Source organism: Kurthia sp. YJT4 (genome assembly GCF_030219945.1).
GTDB lineage: Bacteria > Bacillota > Bacilli > Bacillales_A > Planococcaceae > Kurthia > Kurthia gibsonii.
Map to the genome: position 1 here is coordinate 2332439 of NZ_CP126689.1, position 23909 is coordinate 2356347.

At 36.0% G+C, this 23909-nt stretch carries 26 protein-coding genes; 6 read left to right on the forward strand and 20 right to left on the reverse strand.

The genetic code is table 11. From position 1 onward, the window contains the following. Position 1: 1 nt before the first annotated feature. The gene (gabT, locus tag QN089_RS11610; protein ID WP_068451355.1) at positions 2-1312 is read right to left on the reverse strand and encodes a 4-aminobutyrate--2-oxoglutarate transaminase; all 1311 of its coding nucleotides are present in this window, start codon (positions 1310-1312) and stop codon (positions 2-4) included. Between the two features lie 91 nt (positions 1313-1403). On the opposite strand from gabT, the gene gabR reads away from it, so the two are divergent. Beyond that, a complete protein-coding gene (gabR, locus tag QN089_RS11615; protein WP_481810436.1) occupies positions 1404-2813 on the forward strand; it encodes a MocR-like transcriptional regulator GabR in 1410 nt (469 codons plus the stop codon). 79 nt (positions 2814-2892) lie between these two features. On the opposite strand, the gene QN089_RS11620 is transcribed toward gabR, so the two are convergent. Both QN089_RS11620 and QN089_RS11625 read right to left on the reverse strand, forming a co-directional pair. Further along, the gene (locus tag QN089_RS11620; protein ID WP_156422328.1) at positions 2893-3057 is read right to left on the reverse strand and encodes an aminotransferase class III-fold pyridoxal phosphate-dependent enzyme; all 165 of its coding nucleotides are present in this window, start codon (positions 3055-3057) and stop codon (positions 2893-2895) included. 262 nt (positions 3058-3319) lie between these two features. Further along, on the reverse strand, positions 3320-4195 hold the full coding sequence (locus QN089_RS11625; RefSeq protein WP_285215347.1) for an alpha/beta hydrolase: 876 nt from the start codon (positions 4193-4195) through the stop codon (positions 3320-3322). A gap of 282 nt (positions 4196-4477) precedes the next feature. On the opposite strand from QN089_RS11625, the gene QN089_RS11630 reads away from it, so the two are divergent. Then, complete coding sequence (locus tag QN089_RS11630) at positions 4478-5455, forward strand: tRNA dihydrouridine synthase (protein ID WP_068451347.1); 978 nt, start codon at positions 4478-4480, stop codon at positions 5453-5455. 21 nt (positions 5456-5476) lie between these two features. Here the strand turns inward: QN089_RS11630 and QN089_RS11635 are convergent, their stop codons facing one another. After that, the gene (locus QN089_RS11635) at positions 5477-5644 is read right to left on the reverse strand and encodes a hypothetical protein (protein ID WP_285215348.1); all 168 of its coding nucleotides are present in this window, start codon (positions 5642-5644) and stop codon (positions 5477-5479) included. A 217-nt stretch (positions 5645-5861) separates the two neighbouring features. On the opposite strand from QN089_RS11635, the gene QN089_RS11640 reads away from it, so the two are divergent. Next, positions 5862-6599, forward strand: coding sequence for a hypothetical protein (locus QN089_RS11640; protein ID WP_068451344.1), 738 nt, complete (start codon positions 5862-5864; stop codon positions 6597-6599). Between the two features lie 43 nt (positions 6600-6642). Here the strand turns inward: QN089_RS11640 and QN089_RS11645 are convergent, their stop codons facing one another. The 3 genes from QN089_RS11645 to QN089_RS11655 form a co-directional block, all read right to left on the reverse strand. After that, positions 6643-6948: an excinuclease gene (locus QN089_RS11645; protein WP_285215349.1), complete on the reverse strand. Its 306-nt coding sequence runs from the start codon at positions 6946-6948 to the stop codon at positions 6643-6645. A gap of 65 nt (positions 6949-7013) precedes the next feature. Continuing rightward, the gene (locus QN089_RS11650) at positions 7014-7586 is read right to left on the reverse strand and encodes a hypothetical protein (protein ID WP_068451338.1); all 573 of its coding nucleotides are present in this window, start codon (positions 7584-7586) and stop codon (positions 7014-7016) included. A gap of 53 nt (positions 7587-7639) precedes the next feature. Beyond that, positions 7640-8623: a helix-turn-helix transcriptional regulator gene (locus tag QN089_RS11655; RefSeq protein ID WP_285215350.1), complete on the reverse strand. Its 984-nt coding sequence runs from the start codon at positions 8621-8623 to the stop codon at positions 7640-7642. Positions 8624-8998: 375 nt separating this feature from the next. On the opposite strand from QN089_RS11655, the gene QN089_RS11660 reads away from it, so the two are divergent. Continuing rightward, positions 8999-9544, forward strand: a complete 546-nt coding sequence (locus tag QN089_RS11660; RefSeq protein ID WP_285215351.1) for a glutathione peroxidase — start codon at positions 8999-9001, stop codon at positions 9542-9544. 50 nt (positions 9545-9594) lie between these two features. Here QN089_RS11660 and QN089_RS11665 read toward each other — a convergent pair whose 3' ends face one another. The 4 genes from QN089_RS11665 to QN089_RS11680 all read right to left on the reverse strand — a co-directional run bounded on the left by QN089_RS11665 (position 9595) and on the right by QN089_RS11680 (position 12743). After that, a complete protein-coding gene (locus QN089_RS11665; protein WP_141273209.1) occupies positions 9595-10200 on the reverse strand; it encodes a hypothetical protein in 606 nt (201 codons plus the stop codon). After that, positions 10193-10693, reverse strand: a complete 501-nt coding sequence (locus QN089_RS11670) for an SH3 domain-containing protein (protein ID WP_285215352.1) — start codon at positions 10691-10693, stop codon at positions 10193-10195. Before QN089_RS11670 ends, QN089_RS11665 begins: the two co-directional genes overlap by 8 nt. A 19-nt stretch (positions 10694-10712) precedes the next feature. After that, the gene (locus tag QN089_RS11675; RefSeq protein WP_285215353.1) at positions 10713-11168 is read right to left on the reverse strand and encodes a hypothetical protein; all 456 of its coding nucleotides are present in this window, start codon (positions 11166-11168) and stop codon (positions 10713-10715) included. A gap of 147 nt (positions 11169-11315) precedes the next feature. After that, entirely contained in the window at positions 11316-12743 is a 1428-nt protein-coding gene (locus tag QN089_RS11680) for a transglutaminase domain-containing protein (protein WP_285215354.1), read from the reverse strand. A gap of 129 nt (positions 12744-12872) precedes the next feature. Between QN089_RS11680 and QN089_RS11685 the strand changes: the two genes are divergently transcribed. After that, positions 12873-13442, forward strand: coding sequence for a hypothetical protein (locus tag QN089_RS11685; protein WP_285215355.1), 570 nt, complete (start codon positions 12873-12875; stop codon positions 13440-13442). Between the two features lie 66 nt (positions 13443-13508). Here the strand turns inward: QN089_RS11685 and QN089_RS11690 are convergent, their stop codons facing one another. The 6 genes from QN089_RS11690 to QN089_RS11715 form a co-directional block, all read right to left on the reverse strand. Beyond that, complete coding sequence (locus tag QN089_RS11690; protein ID WP_285215356.1) at positions 13509-14951, reverse strand: DUF6056 family protein; 1443 nt, start codon at positions 14949-14951, stop codon at positions 13509-13511. Continuing rightward, entirely contained in the window at positions 14948-15466 is a 519-nt protein-coding gene (locus QN089_RS11695; protein WP_285215357.1) for a GtrA family protein, read from the reverse strand. The genes QN089_RS11690 and QN089_RS11695 overlap by 4 nt, the downstream gene beginning before the upstream one ends. 5 nt (positions 15467-15471) lie before the next feature. Next, the gene (locus QN089_RS11700) at positions 15472-16464 is read right to left on the reverse strand and encodes a glycosyltransferase family 2 protein (protein WP_285215358.1); all 993 of its coding nucleotides are present in this window, start codon (positions 16462-16464) and stop codon (positions 15472-15474) included. 134 nt (positions 16465-16598) lie between these two features. After that, entirely contained in the window at positions 16599-17663 is a 1065-nt protein-coding gene (locus QN089_RS11705; RefSeq protein WP_285215359.1) for a DmpA family aminopeptidase, read from the reverse strand. Between the two features lie 39 nt (positions 17664-17702). Beyond that, positions 17703-18539 (reverse strand): M23 family metallopeptidase, encoded by an 837-nt coding sequence (locus QN089_RS11710; protein WP_285215360.1) that lies wholly within the window; start codon positions 18537-18539, stop codon positions 17703-17705. Continuing rightward, entirely contained in the window at positions 18540-19391 is an 852-nt protein-coding gene (locus QN089_RS11715) for a LysR family transcriptional regulator (protein WP_285215361.1), read from the reverse strand. A gap of 121 nt (positions 19392-19512) precedes the next feature. Here QN089_RS11715 and QN089_RS11720 point away from each other — a divergent pair, with 121 nt between their 5' ends. Further along, on the forward strand, positions 19513-20274 hold the full coding sequence (locus tag QN089_RS11720) for a class I SAM-dependent methyltransferase (protein ID WP_350310895.1): 762 nt from the start codon (positions 19513-19515) through the stop codon (positions 20272-20274). 140 nt (positions 20275-20414) lie between these two features. On the opposite strand, the gene QN089_RS11725 is transcribed toward QN089_RS11720, so the two are convergent. The 3 genes from QN089_RS11725 to QN089_RS11735 form a co-directional block, all read right to left on the reverse strand. After that, positions 20415-20864, reverse strand: coding sequence for a hypothetical protein (locus QN089_RS11725; protein ID WP_285215363.1), 450 nt, complete (start codon positions 20862-20864; stop codon positions 20415-20417). 173 nt (positions 20865-21037) lie between these two features. Then, entirely contained in the window at positions 21038-22234 is a 1197-nt protein-coding gene (locus QN089_RS11730; RefSeq protein ID WP_285215039.1) for an IS256 family transposase, read from the reverse strand. 442 nt (positions 22235-22676) lie between these two features. Continuing rightward, positions 22677-23183, reverse strand: a complete 507-nt coding sequence (locus QN089_RS11735) for a hypothetical protein (protein WP_285215364.1) — start codon at positions 23181-23183, stop codon at positions 22677-22679. Positions 23184-23909: the final 726 nt, after the last annotated feature.

Below are 23909 nucleotides of genomic sequence, written 5' to 3' on the forward strand. Positions count from 1 at the left end.
GTTACGCCTCCTTCGCTGCTGCTTCGAATGCACGATCTAAAATCGCTAAACCTTTTTCTAATTCTTCATCTGTAATAACAAGTGGTGATAAGAAGCGAATGACATTTCCTTTAATACCTGCTGTTAATAACAGTAATCCATTGTCATTTGCATATTTTGCAATTGCTGTTGCTGCTGCTTTATTTGGCGCTTTATGCTCATCTACTAATTCCACTGCTACCATCGCACCTAGACCACGAATATCGCCTACAAATGCATATTTTTCTGCATAGCCATGTAAGTGTTTTGTTAACTTGTCACCTAAAACTTGTGCTTTTTCGCATAATTTTTCATCTTCAATAATATCAATTACTGCAAGTGCCGCTTCACATGCTACTGGACTTCCTGCATATGTACCGCCTAATTCACCTGCTGTTGAAACTTCCATCATCTCTTTACGACCAACAACCCCACTAAGTGGTAGACCTGCCGCTAGTGATTTCGATACCGTCATTAAATCTGGCTCTACATCAAATTGCTCAATCGCAAATAATGTGCCTGTACGTGCAAAACCTGTTTGAATTTCATCTGCTACAAAAACAATATTGTTTTCTTTACAGAAGTTCGCAACGGCTTGTACGAATTTTTTCGGCGGTACGATAAATCCACCTTCACCTTGAATTGGTTCCATGACAACACACGCCACCATCTCCGGTGCAATTGTCGAGATAAAGAAGTCATGGAATTGCTCGATAATATGATCTACATAAGCTTCATCTGTAATGCCTTCTGGTTTACGGTACATGTATGGATAAGGCGCTTTATAAATTTCAGGCGCAAATGGTCCAAATTCATATTTATAAGGCTTCACTTTTGACGTCATACCCATTGTTAAGTTGGTACGACCGTGATAACCGTTTGTAAAAGCTACAACGGCTTGTTTTTTCGTATATTTACGTGCAATTTTCACTGCGTTTTCAACTGCTTCTGCACCTGAGTTTAATAAAACGACTTGTTTTTCAAAACTTCCTGGTGTAATTTCTGCTAATTTTTCTGCTAAACGAATATAAGAATCATACATAATGACATTGAAACCAGGGTGTAAGAATTTTTCTACTTGGTCTTTGACAGCTGATACTACTTTCGGATGACTATGACCTACGTTTAATGTACCAATGGCTGCTGCGAAATCAATCCAGTCATTACCTTCAATATCGACGATTGTTGCCCCTTTTGCTTCTTTCGCAACCGCAAGATTTCCGTTACTTACCCCTTGTACTACGTATTGCTTGCGTTTTTCAACTAATTCTTTTGTTTGATTTGTTTGTAACATTTCATTTCCTCCTTCGTTTCTTTTTTCTAATTATGCCCTTTTTTGGTACAATAAAAAGCACCAAGTTTATAAAAAAAAGGTACCAGAGGTGATGAGATTGCAGATTCAAGTAAACTCAAAAGGAAAAGGGCGCTTTATTTACCAACAAATTTACCGTCAAATTAAGGAACAAATTCTAAGTCATCAAGTACGTGCGCATCACAAATTACCACCAAAACGTGAACTCGCAAAATCACTTGCTGTTAGTACGAATTCAGTTGCGACAGCTTACGACCAGCTTTTGGCTGAAGGATATATTTATACAATTGAACGACTTGGCTATTTTGTAGAGGAAATTCAGCGCTTTGATATTAACGACCAGATTACGCCCTCATTCCCTGAAATACTAAGAGAAGAAGAAAGTTCGCGTGAGGGATGGATTTCGCTCTCTCATATGAATGCAAATCCGAAATTATTCCCTTTTCGTAAGTGGCTGAATTGTCAGGCGAAAATTTATGAGGAACATATGGATGAATTAAGTGAAATGCCACATACACAAGGACCTTACATACTACGGAAAAATATTGCGAATTTTATTTATGCGACGCGTGGTGTGAAGTGCGAACCTGAACAAATTATTATTCACGCAACAAGTCAGGGGTTAATGGAACGTCTCTTAATGTTGCAGACAACTAAAACAGCTTTTGCAGTCGAGAATCCGGGCTATGCAAGATACTATCAACTTCTACAACGACATCAGTTTAAAACACACCTCATTCCACTTGATGATCACGGGATTGATGTAAAGTATATTGAGCAGACGAATGCACAGTTTGTCATCACGACACCTTCTCATCAGTTTCCAACAGGTATTATTATGCCAATTTCAAGACGTGTTGAATTACTCAACTGGGCTTCACGCGATGAACAGCGCTATATTATAGAGGATGATTATGATAGTGAGTTTAAATACCAAACGGACAATGTTCCTTCGCTTCAAAGTTTGGATTATAACCGAAAAGTCATTTATATGGGGACGTTCTCAAAAACATTGTTACCTGGAATGCGTATTAGTTATATGGTACTTCCAACAAAACTATTGGCAGCTTATCAAGAAGCTTTTCCACTTGAGATTCAACCAGCGAATAATTTAGCACTTTATACGTTGAATGAATTTATCGAGAGTGGGCAATATGAAAAACATATTCGAAAGATGACGAAACATTATGAGGAGATTCGAACCGCATTAATTGAAGCACTCTCTAACAATTTGACGCGTGATCTTATGATTTACGATATTCCTGCTGGACTTCACTTTTTAATTGAAGTACCTACATCAAAATCTTATGAAGAAATCGAACAAGCAGCACAACAAGAGAAGTTAGAACTTTATACATTAAAACGTTTTTCATTAAATCCACTACCACTTATTCAGCGCAATCGTTTACTTGTGATTGGTTTCGCAAATATTCAAATGGAGGAAGTAGACGAAGCCATTCAACGACTGGCGCGCTGTATTTAAATATAAATCTATAGGCTTTAAAAAAACGAAATCGCTTCACACAATGCGATTTCGTTTTGATGTTATACGTGTCCTTTCATTATTTCGCCACTTCTTCAAATGCTCGACCTAAAATGACCAACCCTTTTTCACATAACTTTTCTTCATGTACATTAAACCCAGGTAATAAAAACTTCTCTGCTTGCTCTTTTACAGCAGCTACAACTTCCGGGTGATTATGCCCAACATTTAATACACCAATCATAGATACAAAATCACTCTACTGTTTACCACCTAAATCCGTAACCGTTGCGCCTTTTGACAATCGCTAAATTCCCATTACTTACACCACGTACAATATATTGTTTTCTTTTTTCAATCCATTCATTCGTTTATTCTGACTAAGACATACAATTTCCTCCTTTGATTTATAAAGATTCCTTCTACACTCATTTGCACCTATACCCTTTTTAATAATGAAAAAAGCAAACTAGACAATGTATGCACTAGTTTGCTTTAATGTTTATTTACTTGAATGTATTTAGTTGATTTGTTTGCAAGAATTTTGTCACTGCATTCGTTACTTGAATCGCTTCTGCATTTTCATTCGTTCCAATCAAACCCGTTAAGTCCGAATGAGATAATTCATGTGTTGTGAGTAAATCAACTGGTTCGCCTAGTTTTTTTGCAGCCTTTACAAATTTCGTAGTTGATGCGTCCTCTCTTGAGATAATTAACATCGGCGGAACTGCTTGCTGACCAAGATAAGTACTAGGTGAAGCTGCTTTCCATACATTCGGATTTTTTCCGTAAACTGATTTATATTTCGGGACTTCTTTAATAAAGTCGCTCATATCAAGTGGTCCTTCAATATTAATAACACCGCGTATCGTATGAAGTGGTAATCCTACTTCTTTTAAGTATTGAGGATCTAATGCAACCAATGAGGCCAAATGTCCTCCTGCTGAATGCCCCATCAATGTAATTTGATTGGCATCTAAATGATATTGATCCGCATGATCGACAATCCACTTCATCGCAGCTGCTACATCATTCGCTTGGTCTTGATAATTGCCTACCGGTGATAAGCGATAATTCATCGAAATAAAGGTGTAACCCTTTTTGTTAAAATAACCTGGTTTTTTACCTACATTCGCTTTATCTCCTGCATACCAACCACCGCCATGTATATACAGTACAACAGGCGTTTTCTCTCCTTTTTTTAACCCTTTTTGATAAATTTTTAAGTCTTGATTCGCCTGTTCTCCATATGAAAACTCGTGCTTTGCATCAAATAATTCTGCACTTGTATAGTCGGCCCTCATTGAAAATACACCTACACTAATGACAAGTAATAATAATACAAATAACGGGATAAAGATTTTTTTATTCAGTTTTCCCAAATCGAACACCTCTTTACAAAATTTATATTTTATAAAAAATGTCATTTCGTAAGATTTTTACTATCATAAATAATTGTAATTTTAAATAAAGTACCCTTTTTTATGGTTATTAATATATCACCTTTATTCAAACATCGCACGTAAGTTGTCTTGTCAGATAACAAGATAAAGAAGATTTTTAAATTCTGATTTTACGAAGATTATTTTTGTGCAGGATGCGCGAATAAATGATACTATTTAGGATAGTGAAAATTTTATAGAAGTATGCAAGGAGAAGATACGATGAGTAAGCAATCAGAAAACTTTTGGCAAGATTTACCGAAGCCATTTTTTATATTAGCACCGATGGAAGACGTAACAGACGTTGTATTCCGTCATGTAATTAGTGAAGCAGGTCGTCCTGATGTGTTCTTTACTGAGTTCACAAATACAGAGAGCTTCTGCCACCCTGAAGGTATTTATAGTGTACGCGGTCGTCTTACTTATACAGAAGATGAACAACCTCTTGTTGCACATATTTGGGGAAATAAACCAGAGATGTTCAAAGAGATGAGCATCGGTATGAAAGAGATGGGCTTTAAAGGGGTCGACTTGAATATGGGTTGTCCTGTGGCGAATGTTGCTTCACGTGGTAAAGGTTCAGGTCTGATTAATCACCCTGAAACAGCTGCGGAAATTATCCAAGCCGCAAAAGCTGGTGGATTACCAGTTAGCGTAAAAACACGTCTTGGTTATACAGATGTGAATGAATGGCGCGAATGGTTAACACATGTTTTAAAACAAGATATCGCGAACTTAACGATTCATTTACGCACACGTAAAGAGATGAGTAAAGTGCCTGCTCACTGGGATTTGATTCCTGAAATCAAACAATTACGCGATGAGATTGCACCGAATACATTATTAACGATTAATGGTGATATTCCTGATCGTAAAGTCGGCTTAGAATTAGCTGAAAAATACGGCATTGATGGTGTCATGATTGGCCGTGGAGTATTCACAAACCCATTCGCATTTAGCGAAGATCCACGCGAACGTAGTGTAGAAGAATATTTAAATCTTCTATTGCTACAACTTGAACTATATGAAAAATATGCAGAAGAAACACAACGCCCTTATAATCATCTACATCGCTTCTTTAAAATCTATGTACGTGGGTTTAGCGGCGCAGCTGAATTACGTAACAGCTTAATGCAAACCAAGTCAGTTGAAGAAGCACGCAGTATGGTGGAAGCTGTACTAGCGAGTGAAGTAATCTAATATATGAAACCCGAATGCCCATCATTCGGGTTTTTTTGTGCCTTTTATCATCGCCTTCACCTTACAAACTTTGCATTGTTGTGGAAGCAAATCACTTACTTGATGAGGCAAAATCACATCGCCCATCCGAACTTTTTTAATTTTTTTATGACATGTATCACAATAAATAACTTTGGTTTGAGACTGCATATAATCCCCTCCTATAAGACAATGTTACCATTCGTCCTGTACATTTTAATGCACACTTCAGCAATCCAATTTATTATATTTTTGATTAAAATATCATTTTTTCGCGTTAAACTACTCTTTTTTTCAATATGATTCAATGTCAAAATAGGATTTAATCCATATATTACCTTTCGTATTCATTAGGGTATAATAGGATGGATTGGAGGTTTTAGACAAAATGAAATTAAAATTAACTTGGAGTCTATTCATCATTTTAGCAGGGTCTTTATTCTTTTCCGCACAGGTCGACGCCAAATCGACTACTTATTATGCAAAGCCTGATACGTATTTATATGCAAAACAAAGCAAGTCATCTACGAAATTAACTACATTAAAACAGAACCAAAAATTCACAACAACATCGAAAGCATCTGCAACTTATTACAAAGTGAAGATTGGAACAAAAACGGGTTATATCCCAAAATCCAAAGCGTTAAAAAAGAAAACATGGTATTACTATGCAGATCGAGCGAATCTATCAGGTTACCATAAGAGAAGTTTCCAAGCGACTTCAACAACCTTAACAAATAAAAAAGGAACACTATTCACATCAAACGAAACCCCAAAAGCTACAAAAAATATTTCTTCTGCCCAAAATTTAATTCCTATTACGTATAAAGGAAAAAAATACTATGTACCTTTTATGTATTTGAATATAGGAAAGACCGAAAAACAATTGCGTTCTTATTTTACGAATATTCATAAAGGCAAAGATTACGCATTCCAAGGTTCGTATTTTGACACGTACACATTCTACGACGCAAAACGTGCCAAGACAATGCAAAACTATATTGAACGAAAAGGATTCGTAAAAGCCAGCCCAACCCTTTCTTTCTTCAATCCCTACACATACACCTATAAATTTGAACAGTTTGGTTCGTATAAATATTACACTTTGAAAGTGAATAAAAAGTAAAAAAGAGGAGGTATCGCCATCGCGATACCTCCTCTTCTTTATCCTAGCCTTCTACATATACTGCATCAAGTGCAGCCGCAATTTCTTTCATCTTTTCTTCTATGACTGGATGGGAAATTGCTACATAGAGTTCTCCATCGAAGAAACGAAATGGTACTTTCACTTGATCGACATGCCACATAAAAAAGTCACCTTTGATCCTCATCTCAACGCCTTCTTGATTGCGTGACACAAATGCATCTTCATACGTAAAATCAGATTGTGTAGAAAAGAATTGTTGGAAATCTTCCAATGTTAACATTGGCTCCTCTTGCTCATTCAAACGTGTAATTTTATAACGTGTATTCATCGTAAACTCCTTTAACATAGTCGTTACTTATATTATAAAGCTTTGAAAGCTATTCGCAAAGTAACCTATTTAATGACAATCCGATGAATCGTCTTATTCGTCTTTGTATCGACTAGACGAAGCACACCTTTCTCGATTACCGCATCATGCTCTAAATACCAAATCGCCATACCTTCCAGACGATATTTTTTTACAACTTCTTTTGGCAACTCATCTAAATTTAAAAATGTTGCTTGTTGTTTATTAAAGTAGACAGCGTGATTTTTTGTATTTTTCAATAGACCATACATGAGCTGTCCTTCGTATTCTTGATAACCTGTTAGCTTTTCGGAAGTATTTCGATCATCATGAATTTTTGTCCAAATAATACCACGTGTTTTCCAACCCCACATCCCTTTTTGAGCGTAGGTTACACCATACTTATAGTCATCCTTCACAAAAAAGTACAGTGCTTGGTTGTCTGTCTGATGAGCAGGAATCAATGTTAAATTCTTTTCAGCTGCACGAATCGCCTGCTCGGGCTTTTCATACGATGTATTCTTTAAATAAAATAACCATATCACAGCTAATACAAGCACAATAATGCCCACAATCGTGACAGACTTTTTATTAAGAATACCTTCTTTTCGCTGATGCACAGGCAACACCTCGTTTTTACAAGTTATTCCCTATTCATCATAAATAACACGCCTTACTTGACTGGTTGGTATATCTCATATAAATGTTCAAATGTTTTTAAAAACTCCTCACGGAAGGCTTTCGGCTCTAATACCTCTACATGTTCACCTTGACTCATTAACCACATTTTAATTCCTTTACCGAACACTTCTGCTTCAAAAATCCAACCATCATCAATCGCCATGACCTCTTTTGCTGTTGGTAAACGATCTAATACAGCTTGTTTAGAAGCTCCTGTGAACTTAAACTTCACTTTTAATAAATCTCCTGTATACATAAACTGCACACGTTTACGGAATTCTCCCTCTTGGAATCGTTCTGAATAAGGGATTTTGAAAGATACCTGTTCCGCTTTAATCGACTTAATACGATCAATTCGGTAAATAATTGGATAATCAATTTCTTTATTTGCAGGGTATGCAAGTAAATAGAAATAGTACTCTGAAAAAATAATGCCAACCGGTTTAACAAGATGCTCTTTTTCAGCGTCTGCTAGTTCACGCTGATATGTAATCGTCATGATGTGTTGATTCTGGATATGCTCTGATAACGTCCAGATTTTTTCAATCACTGCTTGCCCATGCGATAAATCGGTATAGAGAAGTCTTTCATTCCCTGTCATTTTCTTTAAAATTTCTTGATCCTTTTTATTTACAAGCATTAATAACTTACTTACAATGCTGTCCATCTCATCTTTTTTAAATGCCCTTGAATCCATTAAAACTTTTAAAATCGCTAAGATATGTTGACTATTCAAACGAATTTCATCTTCACCTATACTCAACTGATACACTTTTTCTTTACGATTATAGTCTAAGTATGCATTATTTTTTTCCAATTCTAAAAATCTTCGAATATGATCAATATCACGTTGAATTGATTTCTCACTCGTTTGGAATCTTTGAGATTCTTCCTTCTTTACAAGTTTTTCACCTTTTTCCAGTCGATCATACATCGATAAAATACGATGTATTTGTGTTTCTTTTTCTCGACTCATAACATCACCTCTTTACACTCTATCTTACATAGGTCAATGGTCGTTATATGACCATTCAAAAAATATATAACTAAAATAATTATAACATTTTTCCCCTCAAAAAAGGACTTTATATCTAATGATCGAACTGTTTTTGAATTAAAAACAACAAAAAAAGTTATTTTTAGTATTTATGATTCACATGAAAAATGATTTCACAAAAATTTTAGCAGTTAGATAAGTAAAACAGTATTATTTCCTCTTAAAAATAATCTTAAATAACTATTGCATACAAATCCTAATTTTTCTTTTCAAATCAAATCATTCGTTCTTTTGTTTTATTTCCTTATATAATAACAGTATAAAAACCCTATATAGAAGGAGGACTACTTACTTATGAGTATTTATAATTATTTAGTAAAGAAACCGAACGGTGAAATTTTATCGATGGAAACTTATCGTGGAAAAACAATGTTAATCGTCAATTCCGCAAGTCAATGTATGTTTACATATCAATACGAAGACTTACAAAAGCTCTATGCAAAATATAAAAATCGCGACTTCGTTGTACTCGCCTTCCCGACGAATCAGTTCGGTGAACAAAACCCTGAAGATGGTGTCACAACGATGACAACATGTAAAACTCACTTTGGCGTAGAGTATCCTGTATTTGATTTAATTGAAGTGAATGGTGAACGCACTGCTCCACTATTCAATTACTTAAAACACGAAGTCGATGTACGCGATGTCGATCAATCAAATATGCAAGAGATGATGGTCATGGAACGCGTAAAACGTGATTACCCAGACTATTTAATTGGACGTAATATTCGCTGGAACTTCACAAAATTCTTAGTCGATGCAAATGGTCAAGTGATTTCACGCTTCGAACCAACTGATTCACTACTTGATTTAGAACAAGCGATTGAAAAAGTATTATAATAAAAAAAGAACATCCTGTATGATTTACCACATACAAGATGTTTTTTTATTTATTTTTTTAAAGCTACTAATTCAGATGACTTTGTAATTTCACCTTCATTTATGTCTTCGCTTTTAATCATGCCATAGCCTTTAGCATAGTAATCTATAGACTGCATGCTTAAATCTGGTGTTGAAATCCAAATTTTCAATACATTTTTAAAAGTTTTTGCTGGTGTTCGAACTGTTGTATTTGTGGATAAAACTTTATATTTATGACGATCATTATAAGCAGCATCGCCCATATAACCTTTCGCACCCTTTTTTAAATTTCGCGGTAAAATTTGAGAACTTATAATACGTTCACCCGTTTTGTGCTTATAAACAGCTGTGCCATAGACACCTGTTGAATCGCTGCCATAATCAACATACCAGTTTTCATTATTAATTCTCCACATATCTTTGTAAGGACCTTTTAACATATAACGATATGTGACAATTTTAGCTTTTTTACCTTTTTCATAACTTTTAAAAACATATGTTTTATACGTACTTGAGCGTTTATATTTTTCATGATTATATTTTACTTTTGCTTCGACAGTTGAAATCGGACTGTTTCCACTTCCCCATATTAATAAGCCAATTAGGAAAAATAAAATGTATTTTCTTTTACCCATGAATCGCACCTGTTTTACAATTCACACGTCCGATTGTATACCATGTACCATTCCATTTGTGCTGAATGCTATAGTAACCATCTTTACCGTATTTTTTACTTTTCACAAAACGGTATGGATCGTTATCTGCGTAACTTTTTGCATATTTCTTCGCTTTTGCTTTTACGCCTGGAACCCAACTATAAGCACTTGTAAAATTTAAATTACCTTGTGCCACATAGCCCTTTTTATTTTTGTATGTGATTTTATAAAAACCAAATTGATCAGCAATCGGCCAATAGTATTGATCCGAACCTACATCTACGCCACCAATTACTTTAACTGCTTTTCCTTTTGGTACAGTGTACGCTACTTTATAAGATGTACCAGCCTTCACATACACTTTGACTGTTTTTGCTGTTTTAGCGCGTTCATACGAAGCCGCAGAAGCTTGTGTTGACCAGACACTACTAACTAACATTAAAACAAATACCATACTTAGAATTTTTTTCATTTGAATTCCCTCCTCTTATTTATAAACCAATGGATACAATAAACTGCTCATTTTGAATCGCAATTTCTTTAATATGTCCAATGGGAATAGCCTTCACCTTATCAAATGCATTAAGATCAATTTGAATCATGCGCTCATCGTATGTCACAACGGGCGGCTTATGAAAAATCTTTTTATGCACTGCACTAAAATCAAGCGGCTTCATCTTTTTCAACTCAAACTGTAGCGCACGCCCTTCTGCATGAACAGGCTTTAAAGAAAGCGTGAAGTGAATATTTTTCGATATACCAAATTTCTTCACTTTCGTATCCTCTTCTAAAATAAGAAGCCCTTCCTCAATCTTCACTTGAAGATCCTCTACCCCTTCAATAGATTGACGCTCTAAAATCTTTTCAAACACAGACGCATTTAACGGTAAATCCACTGCCTTCTTTTCTTTGAAGTCCATAAACCCTGCTTTTAATTGGTCGAACATCTAAAAACCTCACTTCATTTATTTGTAATATCTACCTTCTTTTACAGTATAGAGTTTGTATTGGACGAAATATGACCAATTTAACAAATTAAAAAATACCTTTACCGACTATTATGAAGGCAAAGATATTTTATCTATTATTAAATCTCACAACACCATTTCAAAATCTTCTTCAATTTCTAATACTTTTCGACCGACGCGTGTCGCAATATCGGGTGGCAGTGTCACGATGACAGGGTGTTCTGCTTTCAATGGCTTTTGATTCGCTGTTAGTTGAATTTGCAGTGAATCGTGACATAAGAAATCGACGGTCACTTGTTTGTAGGCATCAGCAATAAGTAGCTCCAACCCTTCATCACTAATGAAGCGAAGTGGTTTTGCCTTCCCTTTATATTCGCCAAACCAGCTATTTCCGTACCCTGTAAGTATGACTTCATGTGCTTCTGGTACGGGTTTTGGTTCGATTGTTGCACGTTCTTTTAAGTAAATGGGTTCTCCTTGATGGAAGTGAACAATCGTTTCATGAACCGTCTGATGAATCGACTGTACTTGGCGTTCTTCGACACATATTAATTGTTTCGTATCAACTTCAAAAGCGTATAAATGCCAATCTCGGTCCACACAGCTCATATAGAGTCGCCCTTGTTCAAACGTACAAAACTGCACACGTTCTTCTAAATGAAGTGTTTCAGTTCTCGATAAAACATCGAAGGACATGAGTGAAGCAGTTTTTGGTTTTGGATAGTAAATATTTTTACCATGTGATGCGACATCATAAAGGTTCGTAAAGTATTGATAACGCTCGCTCAAACATTGCGGGTAATTCGCTTCATTCCACTGATGATCTTTTTTCATAAAAGCATCTGAACGGAGCAGATAGCGATAGCGAATTTCATGATTTTTCATTTTCGAACCGACATCATTCCACGTCGCATCGATATGATACCAATCGTCATCTAATTTGACCATATTCCATGCATGTCCTAAATCACTCTCACCGTCTGCTTGACCAATAACGTAATAACAAGGAATTTTTAGCTCCTCCATCATTTTTTCGAACAGTAGTGCATACGCCATACAGACGCCCTGCTTCTCATGCATAAATGTATAGACCGTAAACGGTGAACCAGTCGTATTCATCTCATATTGGTGATTGCGTACAATATAGTCATGAACAGCAATCACTTTTTCTACATCACTCATCGTATTCGTTATGAGGTCTTTTAAAATTAATTGAATCTCTTGTATCACCCATTGTTGTTCTTCTCTCGTCATACGATAGGTCATCGAAAAATTCATCTTAATACGGTTCTTCGATACATATTTGAACGAGCTCTCCTGTCTCGCACAATGTTGCGTATAAAAAGGCTCTTGTAAGTGCAGCAGTGAAAAAGCTTCTTGTAATAAATCTGGTACAGACTTTGGTAGACGTCCTTGTAAGTAGAGTGAAAACTGACGGTCGCCACGCTTCATATGTGTAACCATCGCTGGTAGTAATTGTTTCGCTGTAATCGTTGTTTGTTTTAAACCACCATCTTTTTGAAACATCTCCATTGACTCAAAATAGATGCCCATGTGTTCCCCCTACATTCGTATTTTCATTCATTATACACTAGTTCTTTTATAAAGACTTTTTCCAATATTAGGTTGTTTTTAAAATCAACTTCAAGTAAGCTAGAAGTTAAATGGAAAGGAGCTATTACTATGAAAAAAATCATCGTTCTTTTCATCGCCATATGCTGCATCATGAATCTTACTACCCTGAATGCCGATGCAAAAACAAAAAACATCACATTACAAGAAGTTAAAAAACAAGTGAAACAAAATAAATTACCTTATGCTCTCGCAAAGATTGGTGATCCGTATAAAAAGTTTAAAGGAAAAAAACATGCGGGGTTGCCTTATTACGCTAAAGAACGTGACGCAAAATTAAATGTATACGGTTATGCGAACAATAAATATTTTAAAACGAAAGATACAATTTTTACGTATATTCTAAACGGGAAGCAAAAAACAAACAAAGCGACGGATAAAGTGCGTGGTATGCTGCTCTCGACTCCTCAAAAATTCACGAAAAAACAAGTGACACAAACTTTCGGAAAGCCTGTTGAATATGAAGCGTCAAAAAATGGAGCAAGTTATGTTTATTTTTACAATGCGAATATCTTAACAATCATTAGTGAATATGAAAAAGGAAAGCCCTATACGCGATTCTTACTTATTCCATTTAGTGAATTTTCACAAGGTGGAATCTTTGAAAGTTATCTTAAATAAACAACAAAAAGCCGAAATTGCCACAAGTGCGATTTCGACTTTTTTGTATGCTTAAGAACTATTTATCTACCTTAAATACTTCGGTTCGATTGGACCATACGGTGGTTCTGGCTCAATATGCACATAATTTGATAATCGAATGCGAATGTCTGGTGGTAAATTGTAATACTCAATTTGTCGTTGTCTTTGAAGGTTATTAAATCTTGGTGTTAAATCATGACCGATTTTTTCAAAAGGTAGTCTCGTTAATGTCGAGAACTTAGCGCCCGCTTCATATTCCTCGACTAATCGATCATAACGCGTATGATTTTCAATTTTATTTGCGCCATGCATTATAATGAATGTCATACAAACACCCATTACAGCTAAAACAACAAACTTGTTGCCTTTTCTCAGCCATTCTACGATTTTTTCATCACAAATTAGTAATAAACAAATGACTAGTAACATATAAGTTAACAGCATATTTCTTGGTCCAAATGGTGTAATTAATAAAAATGGACCTAATAAAATGATTGCATATAAAAAATATGTATAGAAATATCGTTTATTTTCATTTTTCACTTTTGATTTCCCTACTATGATTAATAGTGCAATCAAATAGATACACATTAAAATAAATTCCACTACTAGTAAGTAATAAGGTAGTGATGCGGGGCTTAATCCAACTAGATTTCTCATAATGAAATACATGGCAATTACTAGTATAGAACCTACTAAATACTTTTGCCCTTTACCGATTATTGCTAATACGATTGTAAACAATACGATGAGAATGAGATTATCTTTAAAATAAAATTCACTCCAGCTCGTGATCATCGTTGTGAATAATAACGTGAAGTCTAATCCTCCAACCTCGCGCATATTCCCTTCCGTATGATAGGCCGTATTAGAGAACATTATATAAGCGCCGACTGCTGCACCCATTAGCCACACAATGAATACAGCTTTCTTTTCTTTATAGAATAGTGCCAATAACAATCCAATCACTGCCATAACAACGCTAGCGACAGATACGTTTTCAACGAAAAATTGTCCTAAAAACGCGATGATCCCTACGAAAAACAACTCAATCATTTTCGGCTGTTTTTTCTTGGCAACATATAAAATATATAAAATTGCCAATAAGGAAGTATTGTAGTTTGCGAAGCCTGCTAACCAACCATATGTTTCACCATAAATTGAGATTGGCATAGATATAATAAGTAACATGATGAGTGGAATGCTAAATTTTCGATTTAGTAATAACCAAGTCACATATACGATTCCTGTATTGACTAAAGCATACATTGCAATTCTAAATAGTAGAGAGCGCGTAATAAAAATTTCAATTATATTCCCTAAGTAACGTCCGTTGTAATAATCGAATCTATTTTCAAGTCTTGACCATCCTTCTTCAGAACCCCATGCCCAATCATCACCTGACAGTATTAATAATGAGGCAATCACTGCATAGAATATAAAGATTGATAGCCAAATGTAACTTTTCTTAAAAGTTTTAGTAATCAATGCAACTGCTCCTTATTTACTCTTTCCGCTTTAAAAACGGCTTTTTTTGAAATAATATAGTTTATAATAATTGCTAATATTTGTACGATAAATACAAAAATAAATTCATTTAATAAAGTGGGCGAACCAATGAATCCTTTTGTTAATGCAGATGAGAAAAGAAGATTGTCGTAATTAATGGAATTCAAACCAAAGAAATAAATGATTTCTTTCGAATAGGCTACGACTGCAATATACGTAATCAGCAAGTCCAAACCAAATACGAATGCTCGACCGGCTATAAACCCTGTAAGTTGTTTTAATAAATCGATTGGCTTCCATTTTTGATCTTTAAAGACGAAAATTTTATTCGTAAAGTAAGCGAATAGAATTGCTGTAATTTGAGCTGTAATGACTGCCCACATTGAGTTTTCAGTTATGTTTACAATTAAAAATCTTGTCAAAAAATAGACTGCTGTCGTACCAATCCCAAATAGGAGATAGAGTATTTTTTCATTTTTAAATAATTTTTTCATTCTTTTTATACACTTTCTGTTTTCGCAAATCTTTGCGATAATTGAATTTTTTCTAGTTCAATTTTTTTACCTGTATATTCTTGAACAAAATAAAGCGGTCTGTTTTTCGTTTCATGAAAAATCTTCCCTAAGTATTCACCCATGATGCCTAATGAAATTAGTTGGAAACCACCAAGCAGTAAAATCAATGTGACGAGCGTTGGATAACCTGGTACACTCGTTCCGTAAATTAATGTCGTTATGAGAATATAAACCATATAAAGCATCGAACTGAATGAGAGAATTCCGCCCAATATACCTGCAATTTTAAGCGGGAATGTTGTGTTCGATGTTAAGCCATCAATACCAAGTTTTAATAAGTCCATGAATTTCCACTTCGTTTCTCCCGCAAATCTCTCCTCCGCATCGAAGTTGACTTCTTTTTTACGGAAACCAATCCACATATATAACCCTTTTGTATATCTTTGCGTTTCTTTCATTTTTCTAATACTGTCGATGCATACACGATCTAATAATCTATAATCACCTACGCCTGGCAATACTTCTACTTTTGAAAATTTAACGAGTAATTTATAGTAGATTTCGGACATTTTCTTTTTTAGAAAACTTTCGCCTTTTCGTTCATTCCTTTTTCCATATACATCAAGATAACCAGCTTCCCATTGTTCGACCATTTCAAGAATCACTTTAGGTGGATGTTGCAAATCTGCATCCATCGTAATCACTGCATCTCCTAAACAATAGTCAAAACCTGCCGCCATCGCAACTTCTTTCCCATAGTTTCTCGATAAATCGAGCAACTTCACCCTTGCATCTGCTAATGTTAAAGCTTTTACCTTTTTCACACTATGGTCGATACTTCCATCATTAATAAAAAGGAACTCAAAATCATATTTTTGAGTTAGAGGTCTAATCGTTGTTGTTAGTTGCTTATAAAATGCATCGATGTTTTCAGCTTCATTGTACATCGGCACACATATTGAAATAAGCTTTTTCACTACTTACACCCTTCCATATATTGTTATATTTTAATTCTGTACAATTTTAACATAAATTTGTTATAAATTATTATTTTTTCATTATTTAATAAAATATACATATATATGGTGTTTTATCTTATAAGTAAGTCACTTTACAGTAAGCTAATATTCCATTTCTCTAATAAGTCCTTCAAAGCAGGTCTTGAATTTCCATCGCGTCCTACGATTTCATGAGCAGTAATCATCGAGTTCAATACTGCTTCCTCAGTCGCTTCACCAACTGCTCTAAAAGCAACATCAATCACGTCTTCTGGAATTTGAGGAATCGTTATTAATTTCGTTTTTTCATCGTGTGAAATTCTTGTCGCAGTTGAAAAACCAAATACGACTTCTCCACTACCTGTTGTAATAATAGAACCTGTTCGTGATAGTCCTGTCACCGTTCTTTTCAAAATTCTTTGAAGTTGTCTTTCTGAAACGGGTAAGTCGGTCGCAACAATTGTTATGACAGAACCTTTATCTTCTTCCTTATACACTTCATCTAATTTTTGCTTTAATTGCTGACCAATTGGATTTCCTTGAATTATGAAGTCTTTCAATATGCCAAAGTTCGTCAATACGAGTACACCTAATGTATAAGAACCAAATTCAAAGTCCATTATTCTTGAAGCAGAGCCAATCCCACCTTTTAATGAATAGCAAAGCATACCCGTTCCCGCGCCGACTGCTCCCTCCTCAAATACCTCATCACAGTTATTCAATGCTTCTCGTATATGCTCGGGTTTTACAAATTTACCTCGAATATCGTTGATGATCATATCATTACACTCACCGATTACTGCATTCACCGTACCTGTCGTTCGTCCAATTTCAGGATTTTGTTCTAACATATAATCAATTAAAGTATCTGCTGCAATGCCTGTACTTAAAGTATTTGTCAAAATAATCGGTGTTTCAATCGTCCCAAGCTCCGCCAATTGAACCGTCCCCATCGACTTACCAAAACCATTAATGACATGACTTGAAGCGATTAATTTCTCCCTGAATACATTTCCACTATGCGGTAGAATTGCTGTGACACCCGTCTGCATATCCCCTTCGCTTAATGTGACATGTCCTACTTTTACCCCTTTAACATCTGTAATCGCATTTAAAGGACCTGTGCGCATTTCCCCAATCTCAATTCCGTAATCTCGCATTCTTTTTTTATGATGCATTTGAAGAACCCCTTTGGTTTATGTATTTTTGTTTCTCTTTTAAACTGTATCTCCTTGCACAGGCTCTACTCCACCTTCAAATCGAATGCGTAGCGAATTGGCTTGCTCTATATGTGGACAATCCATTACTTGAAAGTGAATATGAGCTTCAGAAGAATTCCCCGAGTTGCCACAAAGCGCAAGTAACTCACCACTCTTTACTACATCGCCTTGTTTCACTACGGTACTATATTGCTTCAAATGGGCAATCAAACTATATTCTCCTTCCGCATGTTCGAGAATGATATAGTTTCCTAAAAAATCTGCTTCATTCATCTCACCTACGGGTTGATCTGCAATATGCTGAATGACTTGAAGTACTTTTCCGTCTAATGGAGCCACTACTTTAGCTCCAAAAGCAAAATAATCTTCATTGTGTATTCCTTCATTTTTAAATGTTTGATGATCGACAACACGTATTAAATCATAGGCATAGCGCTGATGAGGATAGAGATAATGGTAGTTTTCAAATTCGTTCGTGCCACCCCAAAATACAAACCATTCGTCACAAATAGGCATGTGATATGTGTTTTTTGTCCACCGATGATCTGTGTCAAATTGATAGTAAGGACGCAATGTAAAGCCATGAATCGTCCCTTGTAAATCAGTCACGATATGAACTGCTTTTTCACACTGTTCATCAACAAAAAGAATTTGAATCGAATTCATTAGCTTTTTTTCGTATTGACGTTTTAATGTGGTGACACCTTTTAAAAAGCTGCGACACATTCTTCTAAAACGCCAATAGGAAATCTGCTTTTGAAAACTTTTTGATGTACACTTATAATATTTTTTCCATTCGCCTTGTACAAATTCCACTTCAAAGTTTGGTAACATTCACTTTCTTCCTTCCATTAAAAACTGAATAAACTTCTCTACTTCCACTGTGCTTACTTTGGTTAAAAGATAGGTCGTCGAAATCGGTGGTGAGATGGCTTGTGCTGGGATTGTCATGACTTCGTTCATTTCTTGAATCATCGAATACGGTAAATAGGCACTGCCAAGCCCTGCTTCAATGAATCGTTTTGTTACTTCAATTTGATTCACTGGCATCGTTCGAACGAGTGGATACGCGTGCTTTAGTTGCTGCAAAAATGCATCGCTACAATGCGGGTGATTATGCGTCATAATACGGTCTGTCTGCATAACTCGCTCCTCATCCCAAGTCCCTTGTCTTTTCTTCGACGTTAAAAGCATCGGTTCTTTATGTATGTGAAGTGCTTCAATACTCGGTTGAATCGGTAGAATACGTGCTAATCCAAGATCCGCTCGCCCTGAACTTACCTCTTGTCCCACGTCATAAGAAGAGACAATATTCGTTATGACCTCAATTGTTGGATTTTCAGCCATAAACTGCGCCAACCATGTCGGTAATAATGATGCCGCAATTTGAGGTGCAACTGCGATAACAAGCTTCTGTTCATATCCCTGTTTCCATGATTCAAAAGCTTCCATACCTGCTTCATATTCGGCGAGTAAATCATTCGCAAAGGTATAAAATCGCTTCCCCGCCGCTGTTAATGTGACGCGATTACTCGTGCGATGAAATAACGCTGTATGAATGACTTCTTCTAAACGCTGAATATGTTTTGTGACGGCTGGTTGCGTTAAAAATAATTGTTCCGATGCTTGCCTAAAATTTTCACACCTCGCTGTTACAACAAATGTTTGTAGCCATTTAATTTGCATAGAAACCCCTCTTTACGATAACGAATCGTTATACTAAAACGCTATTTTCTTGAATGTTCTTCGGTATATTTTTCCATTATACTCAAATGAATCACAGCGAATCAATAAGGAGATGGAAAAGATGACCAAACAAGATTATTGGAATGCGACGCGTTATGATACGCAACACGCCTTCGTTTCACACTACGGAAAAGATATTTTGTCACTATTACAACCACAGCAAGGCGAGACCATTGTAGATGTAGGTTGCGGTACAGGCGACTTAGCGCATGAACTTTCAAAACAAGGTGTTCATGTGATTGGCATTGATGCTTCACCGAATATGATTGCCACCGCAAAAGAAAAGTACCCACACATTCCATTCTATGTACAAAGCGCAACACAACTAACAGGCTTTTCAAATGTAGATGCCGTCTTTTCAAACGCGACACTACACTGGGTGAAACAACCACTCACTGCTCTACACAGTATGTACGCCATTTTAAAAACAGGTGGAAGATTCGTCGCTGAATTCGGCGGCGCACACAATGTCGAAACGATTACACATGCCATCATTGATGAAATCAGACATGCTGGATACCGATTTGACGATGCACAGTTCCCCTGGTATTACCCAAGTATCGCTGAATACACAACACTAATGGAAGCAGCAGGTTTTCACGTCACATTCGCCGAACATATCAATCGCCCGACACCACTACAAGGTGACGAAGGCTTGCGCAACTGGATGGGTATGTTTGCGGACGGATTATTTGAAGGAATTGAAGACGATGTGAAAGACAGAATTATTAAGAAGGTGGAAGAACGCTTGCGCGATGTACTGTGGCAAGACGGGAGATGGCTAGCAGATTATAAAAGGATTCGTGTGGTGGGAGTTAAGTAGATGGAGATGAAAAAAACAAGAATCGGATGAATGATTCTTATTTTTTTATGTTGGCAAAATTTGTTGTTATTTTTCTTTTAATATTATAATTATTTAAAATAATATATGGTGTTCTTCTAAAGTAAACGATTTAGCGTCTTTTATAAAACCCTATTTATTAAAAATGTATAAAAAATTCTTTTATTATTAAGGTTTTTTTCTAAATTCATAATACGAACATGTTGAACTACAAAATACATTGCAACTATTAAAAATAAAAAATTTGTTATGATAAAAGCTATATTCTTTTTATCTTCATCTCCTGAATAGATATTAGTAAAGATTGAAATACAGGTAGTTACTATTGCTAATATAAAACCTAGACTACTATACCATCCATTCATAGCTTCTTTATCTCTATTTTCACCTCTTTTAAAAGTTGAAAGCATCGCTTTAAGTTCTGTTTCTTCATAGTTAAGTCTTAATATTTCAACATAGTTATTTACTAGAATATCTTTATCTAATTCTTTAATTCCTAAATCACTTAGCTCATTGAAAATTTTCTTTTCATCATTTAATTGAAATAACCTTTTATTTAAATCATTAATCATATAAACTCCTCCTAATGGTACTGTCAATAATTTTGTGTAAATGACCATTCACCCATTCAAGGTAGCTCATCACCTGTGTATTCAATTGTACTTGTTCGAAGTGTTGATTTGAGTGTGTAGGAAAGGGCTAGCCCTTTCCTACACACTCAAATTTCGCGCTGGCGCGTTCCGGTTTAGTTTGCCGGTTCGTGCAGCTGCTCAAACATCTCTTCTAGCTCCGCACGGGCCTGATTGAAGCCAATGTGGCAGCGTGTGGCGAAACGTTGATTATAGTCCTCGAACTGCGTCACTAAAAAGCGTTCCAACGATTCTTCACTCGGGAACTGTTCCTTGCGCTTCGTGTATTTCTTGATTTGTTTATTAAACGACTCGATTAAATTCGTCGAGTAGATACTTCGCCAAATCGCCTTTGGAAAGCTGTAAAACGTCAGTAAATACGGGTTTTCTCGTACGCCTTGTGCGACCTTTATATACGATTTGCCCCATTTTTCGCAGAACGTCTCGAGCGCTTCTTTCGCTGCTTCGGCGTCCTTTGCTTGGTGAATCGTTTTAAAATCCTCGCATACTTCCTTGCGATCTTCTACGCGTACTTTATGCATGATATTGCGCGCCACATGGACAAGGCACACCTGATATTTTGCCTTTGGAAACACGTTGAACACAGCGTCTGCCATGCCTTTTAAGCCGTCTGATACGAATAACAGCACGTCTTTTACACCACGGTCCGTCAGCTCTTCTAATAGCTCCTGCCAGTTGTAAGCAGATTCCGTTGGGGCAATCGTATAACCAAGCACTTCTTTCGAGCCGTCTTCACGAATGCCGACCGCAATATAGACCGCCTCTTTTGACACCGTATCACGACGCACGGCAATATAGGTCGCGTCTAAATACACGACTACGTAACGATTGTGCAACGGACGGTTATTAAAGGCTTCTACCGTTTCTGAAACAGCCTTTGTCATATTCGAAATCGTTTGAGGCGTATAGTGATGCCCATACATTTTCTCGATTAATTGCGCAATTTCCGCCATCGTAATTCCTTTTTTGAACAGGTGAATCACGGTTTCTTCCAGCGTATCGTTCGAGCGCTTATACGGTGCCACTGTCTGTTGCTTGAACTCACCGTTGCGATCACGCGGGATTTGAAGCGTTAAATCGCCGTACTCCGTGTGAAGTGTACGCGAATAAGACCCATTGCGAGAATTGCCTGAGTTGAACCCGATACGATCGTATTTTTCATAATCCAAAAATTCCGTCAGCTCTGTCGCCAGTAGCGAGTTGATCGCCATTTCCAAGTGCGAACGAAAAACCTCGGTAATATCTTGTTTTTTGACTAGTGCATCGACAATTTCTGTTGTAAACTGATTCATAGGGAAGACCTCTTTTCTAGGATTGGTTGTGGTGACTTAATTCTACCAAGAAAGGGTCTTCCTTTTTACATGGAATTTTCTATTTACACAAAATATTTTATACTCTCCTCCTAATACACCAGTATTAAAATACTTTAACACTCTTTTTATACTATTATTGTAATATTAGTGTCTATTATATATTTGATGATTTTATTAACAAATATATGAGAAAGGTGCACTAAACTAGATAGGATAAATGAATTCTTTCATTATCATTTGATTCTCCAAGATATCTTTTGAAGCTTCTTTCGTACGAAGTCAATTGACTAATCCTGACTTTATTGTATGACTGGAGCTTTTTATCCATAGCTAAAAGCTTTTTAGCCCCCTCGCATAGTAAGGGGATTCATTTATACAAAAAACAAACTCTACAATATATGTAAAGTTCGTTCTATCTAACCTATCGTTCAATATCCACATTAAATAACGGCATGAGCTTACCGATCGTATAATCTTCTAAATAAAAGCGATTCACGACATGTTCTAGACCGTGCAAAGGAATGTAGCTAAAATCCACATGGTTCACGATGATATCCGCTGTATTCGCATGCGATTGAAATAACCGTTCCATCCCTCTACGCAATTGATCAGACGTTGTTTTCTCTGTATATTTTGCTTGATGAATTTGCAGATGCAGCGCCATTCGCTTCAAAATACTATCCGCACTTTTCCCAACATACAATGGAATATGCCCTTGATACTGTGTGAGCCACGCATCCGTCCACTCAATCTCCACTGAATGATACGCATCCGATGCATCTTCACCTACTGCCTTCTTCCCCTTCACCGAATAAGTCCGTGTACAATCTGGCGCAAAAAGTGGTTGAAAGCTATCTGGAGAATCATTCAACCACCAAAAGACATAGATGCCCCCACGGTCAAGATTTCTAAGTGAAGGTGTGTCCATCACCCTCTTAAACTTCCAACCTGAAGGATCATTTTTGTTCAGCTTACCATTTTTATTCTTCAACTCGAGTAAAAGGTTCGTGATAGGCTACGGCTCTGTTGCACACAGCTCAGTATATAATTGTTCGATGTTTTGGTTAGTGACGGCTTGAGGACCTCTAGAGTAATTTAGATTTTCAAATAAGTAAATATAGGGTGTTTGAATAATTATATTCGATAAATGTGAAGGTTATTAAGAATTAAAAACTACTCAGACCTTTATTTATGAAAGAGTTGAGTAGTTTTGTATGGAGACGGCAGGTGTTCGTCTATAAAAAAAACAAACCTTATTATATCAACGTTTGAAGAGCTTTTTCGAAGGTCAAAAATAGCTCTTACAAAGGAATTAATAGGGTTTGATAAAAATTACTTATGAAGACACTTATTTAAATCTCTACTTTATTTTGAAACAACTGTAGTAGATTTTTTAATTTATATATTCAACAAACAGTTTCCCTATTTTAAATCACGTATAATCTTCCGAATTCATTAAAGGTATATATTATTATCATCTTTGCTAAACAGTTTTATAATAAATGCTACCGGTCCTATTAAATATATGCAATTGAAGAAACTATTTATAGTTTCTTCAGTTGCTCTTATGATTTCTGTAATAATCAACTTTTGTAAATATAAATATCATTCATTTATGAATTCTTGGAATTGTCCATTTAAATCTTCTTAAATA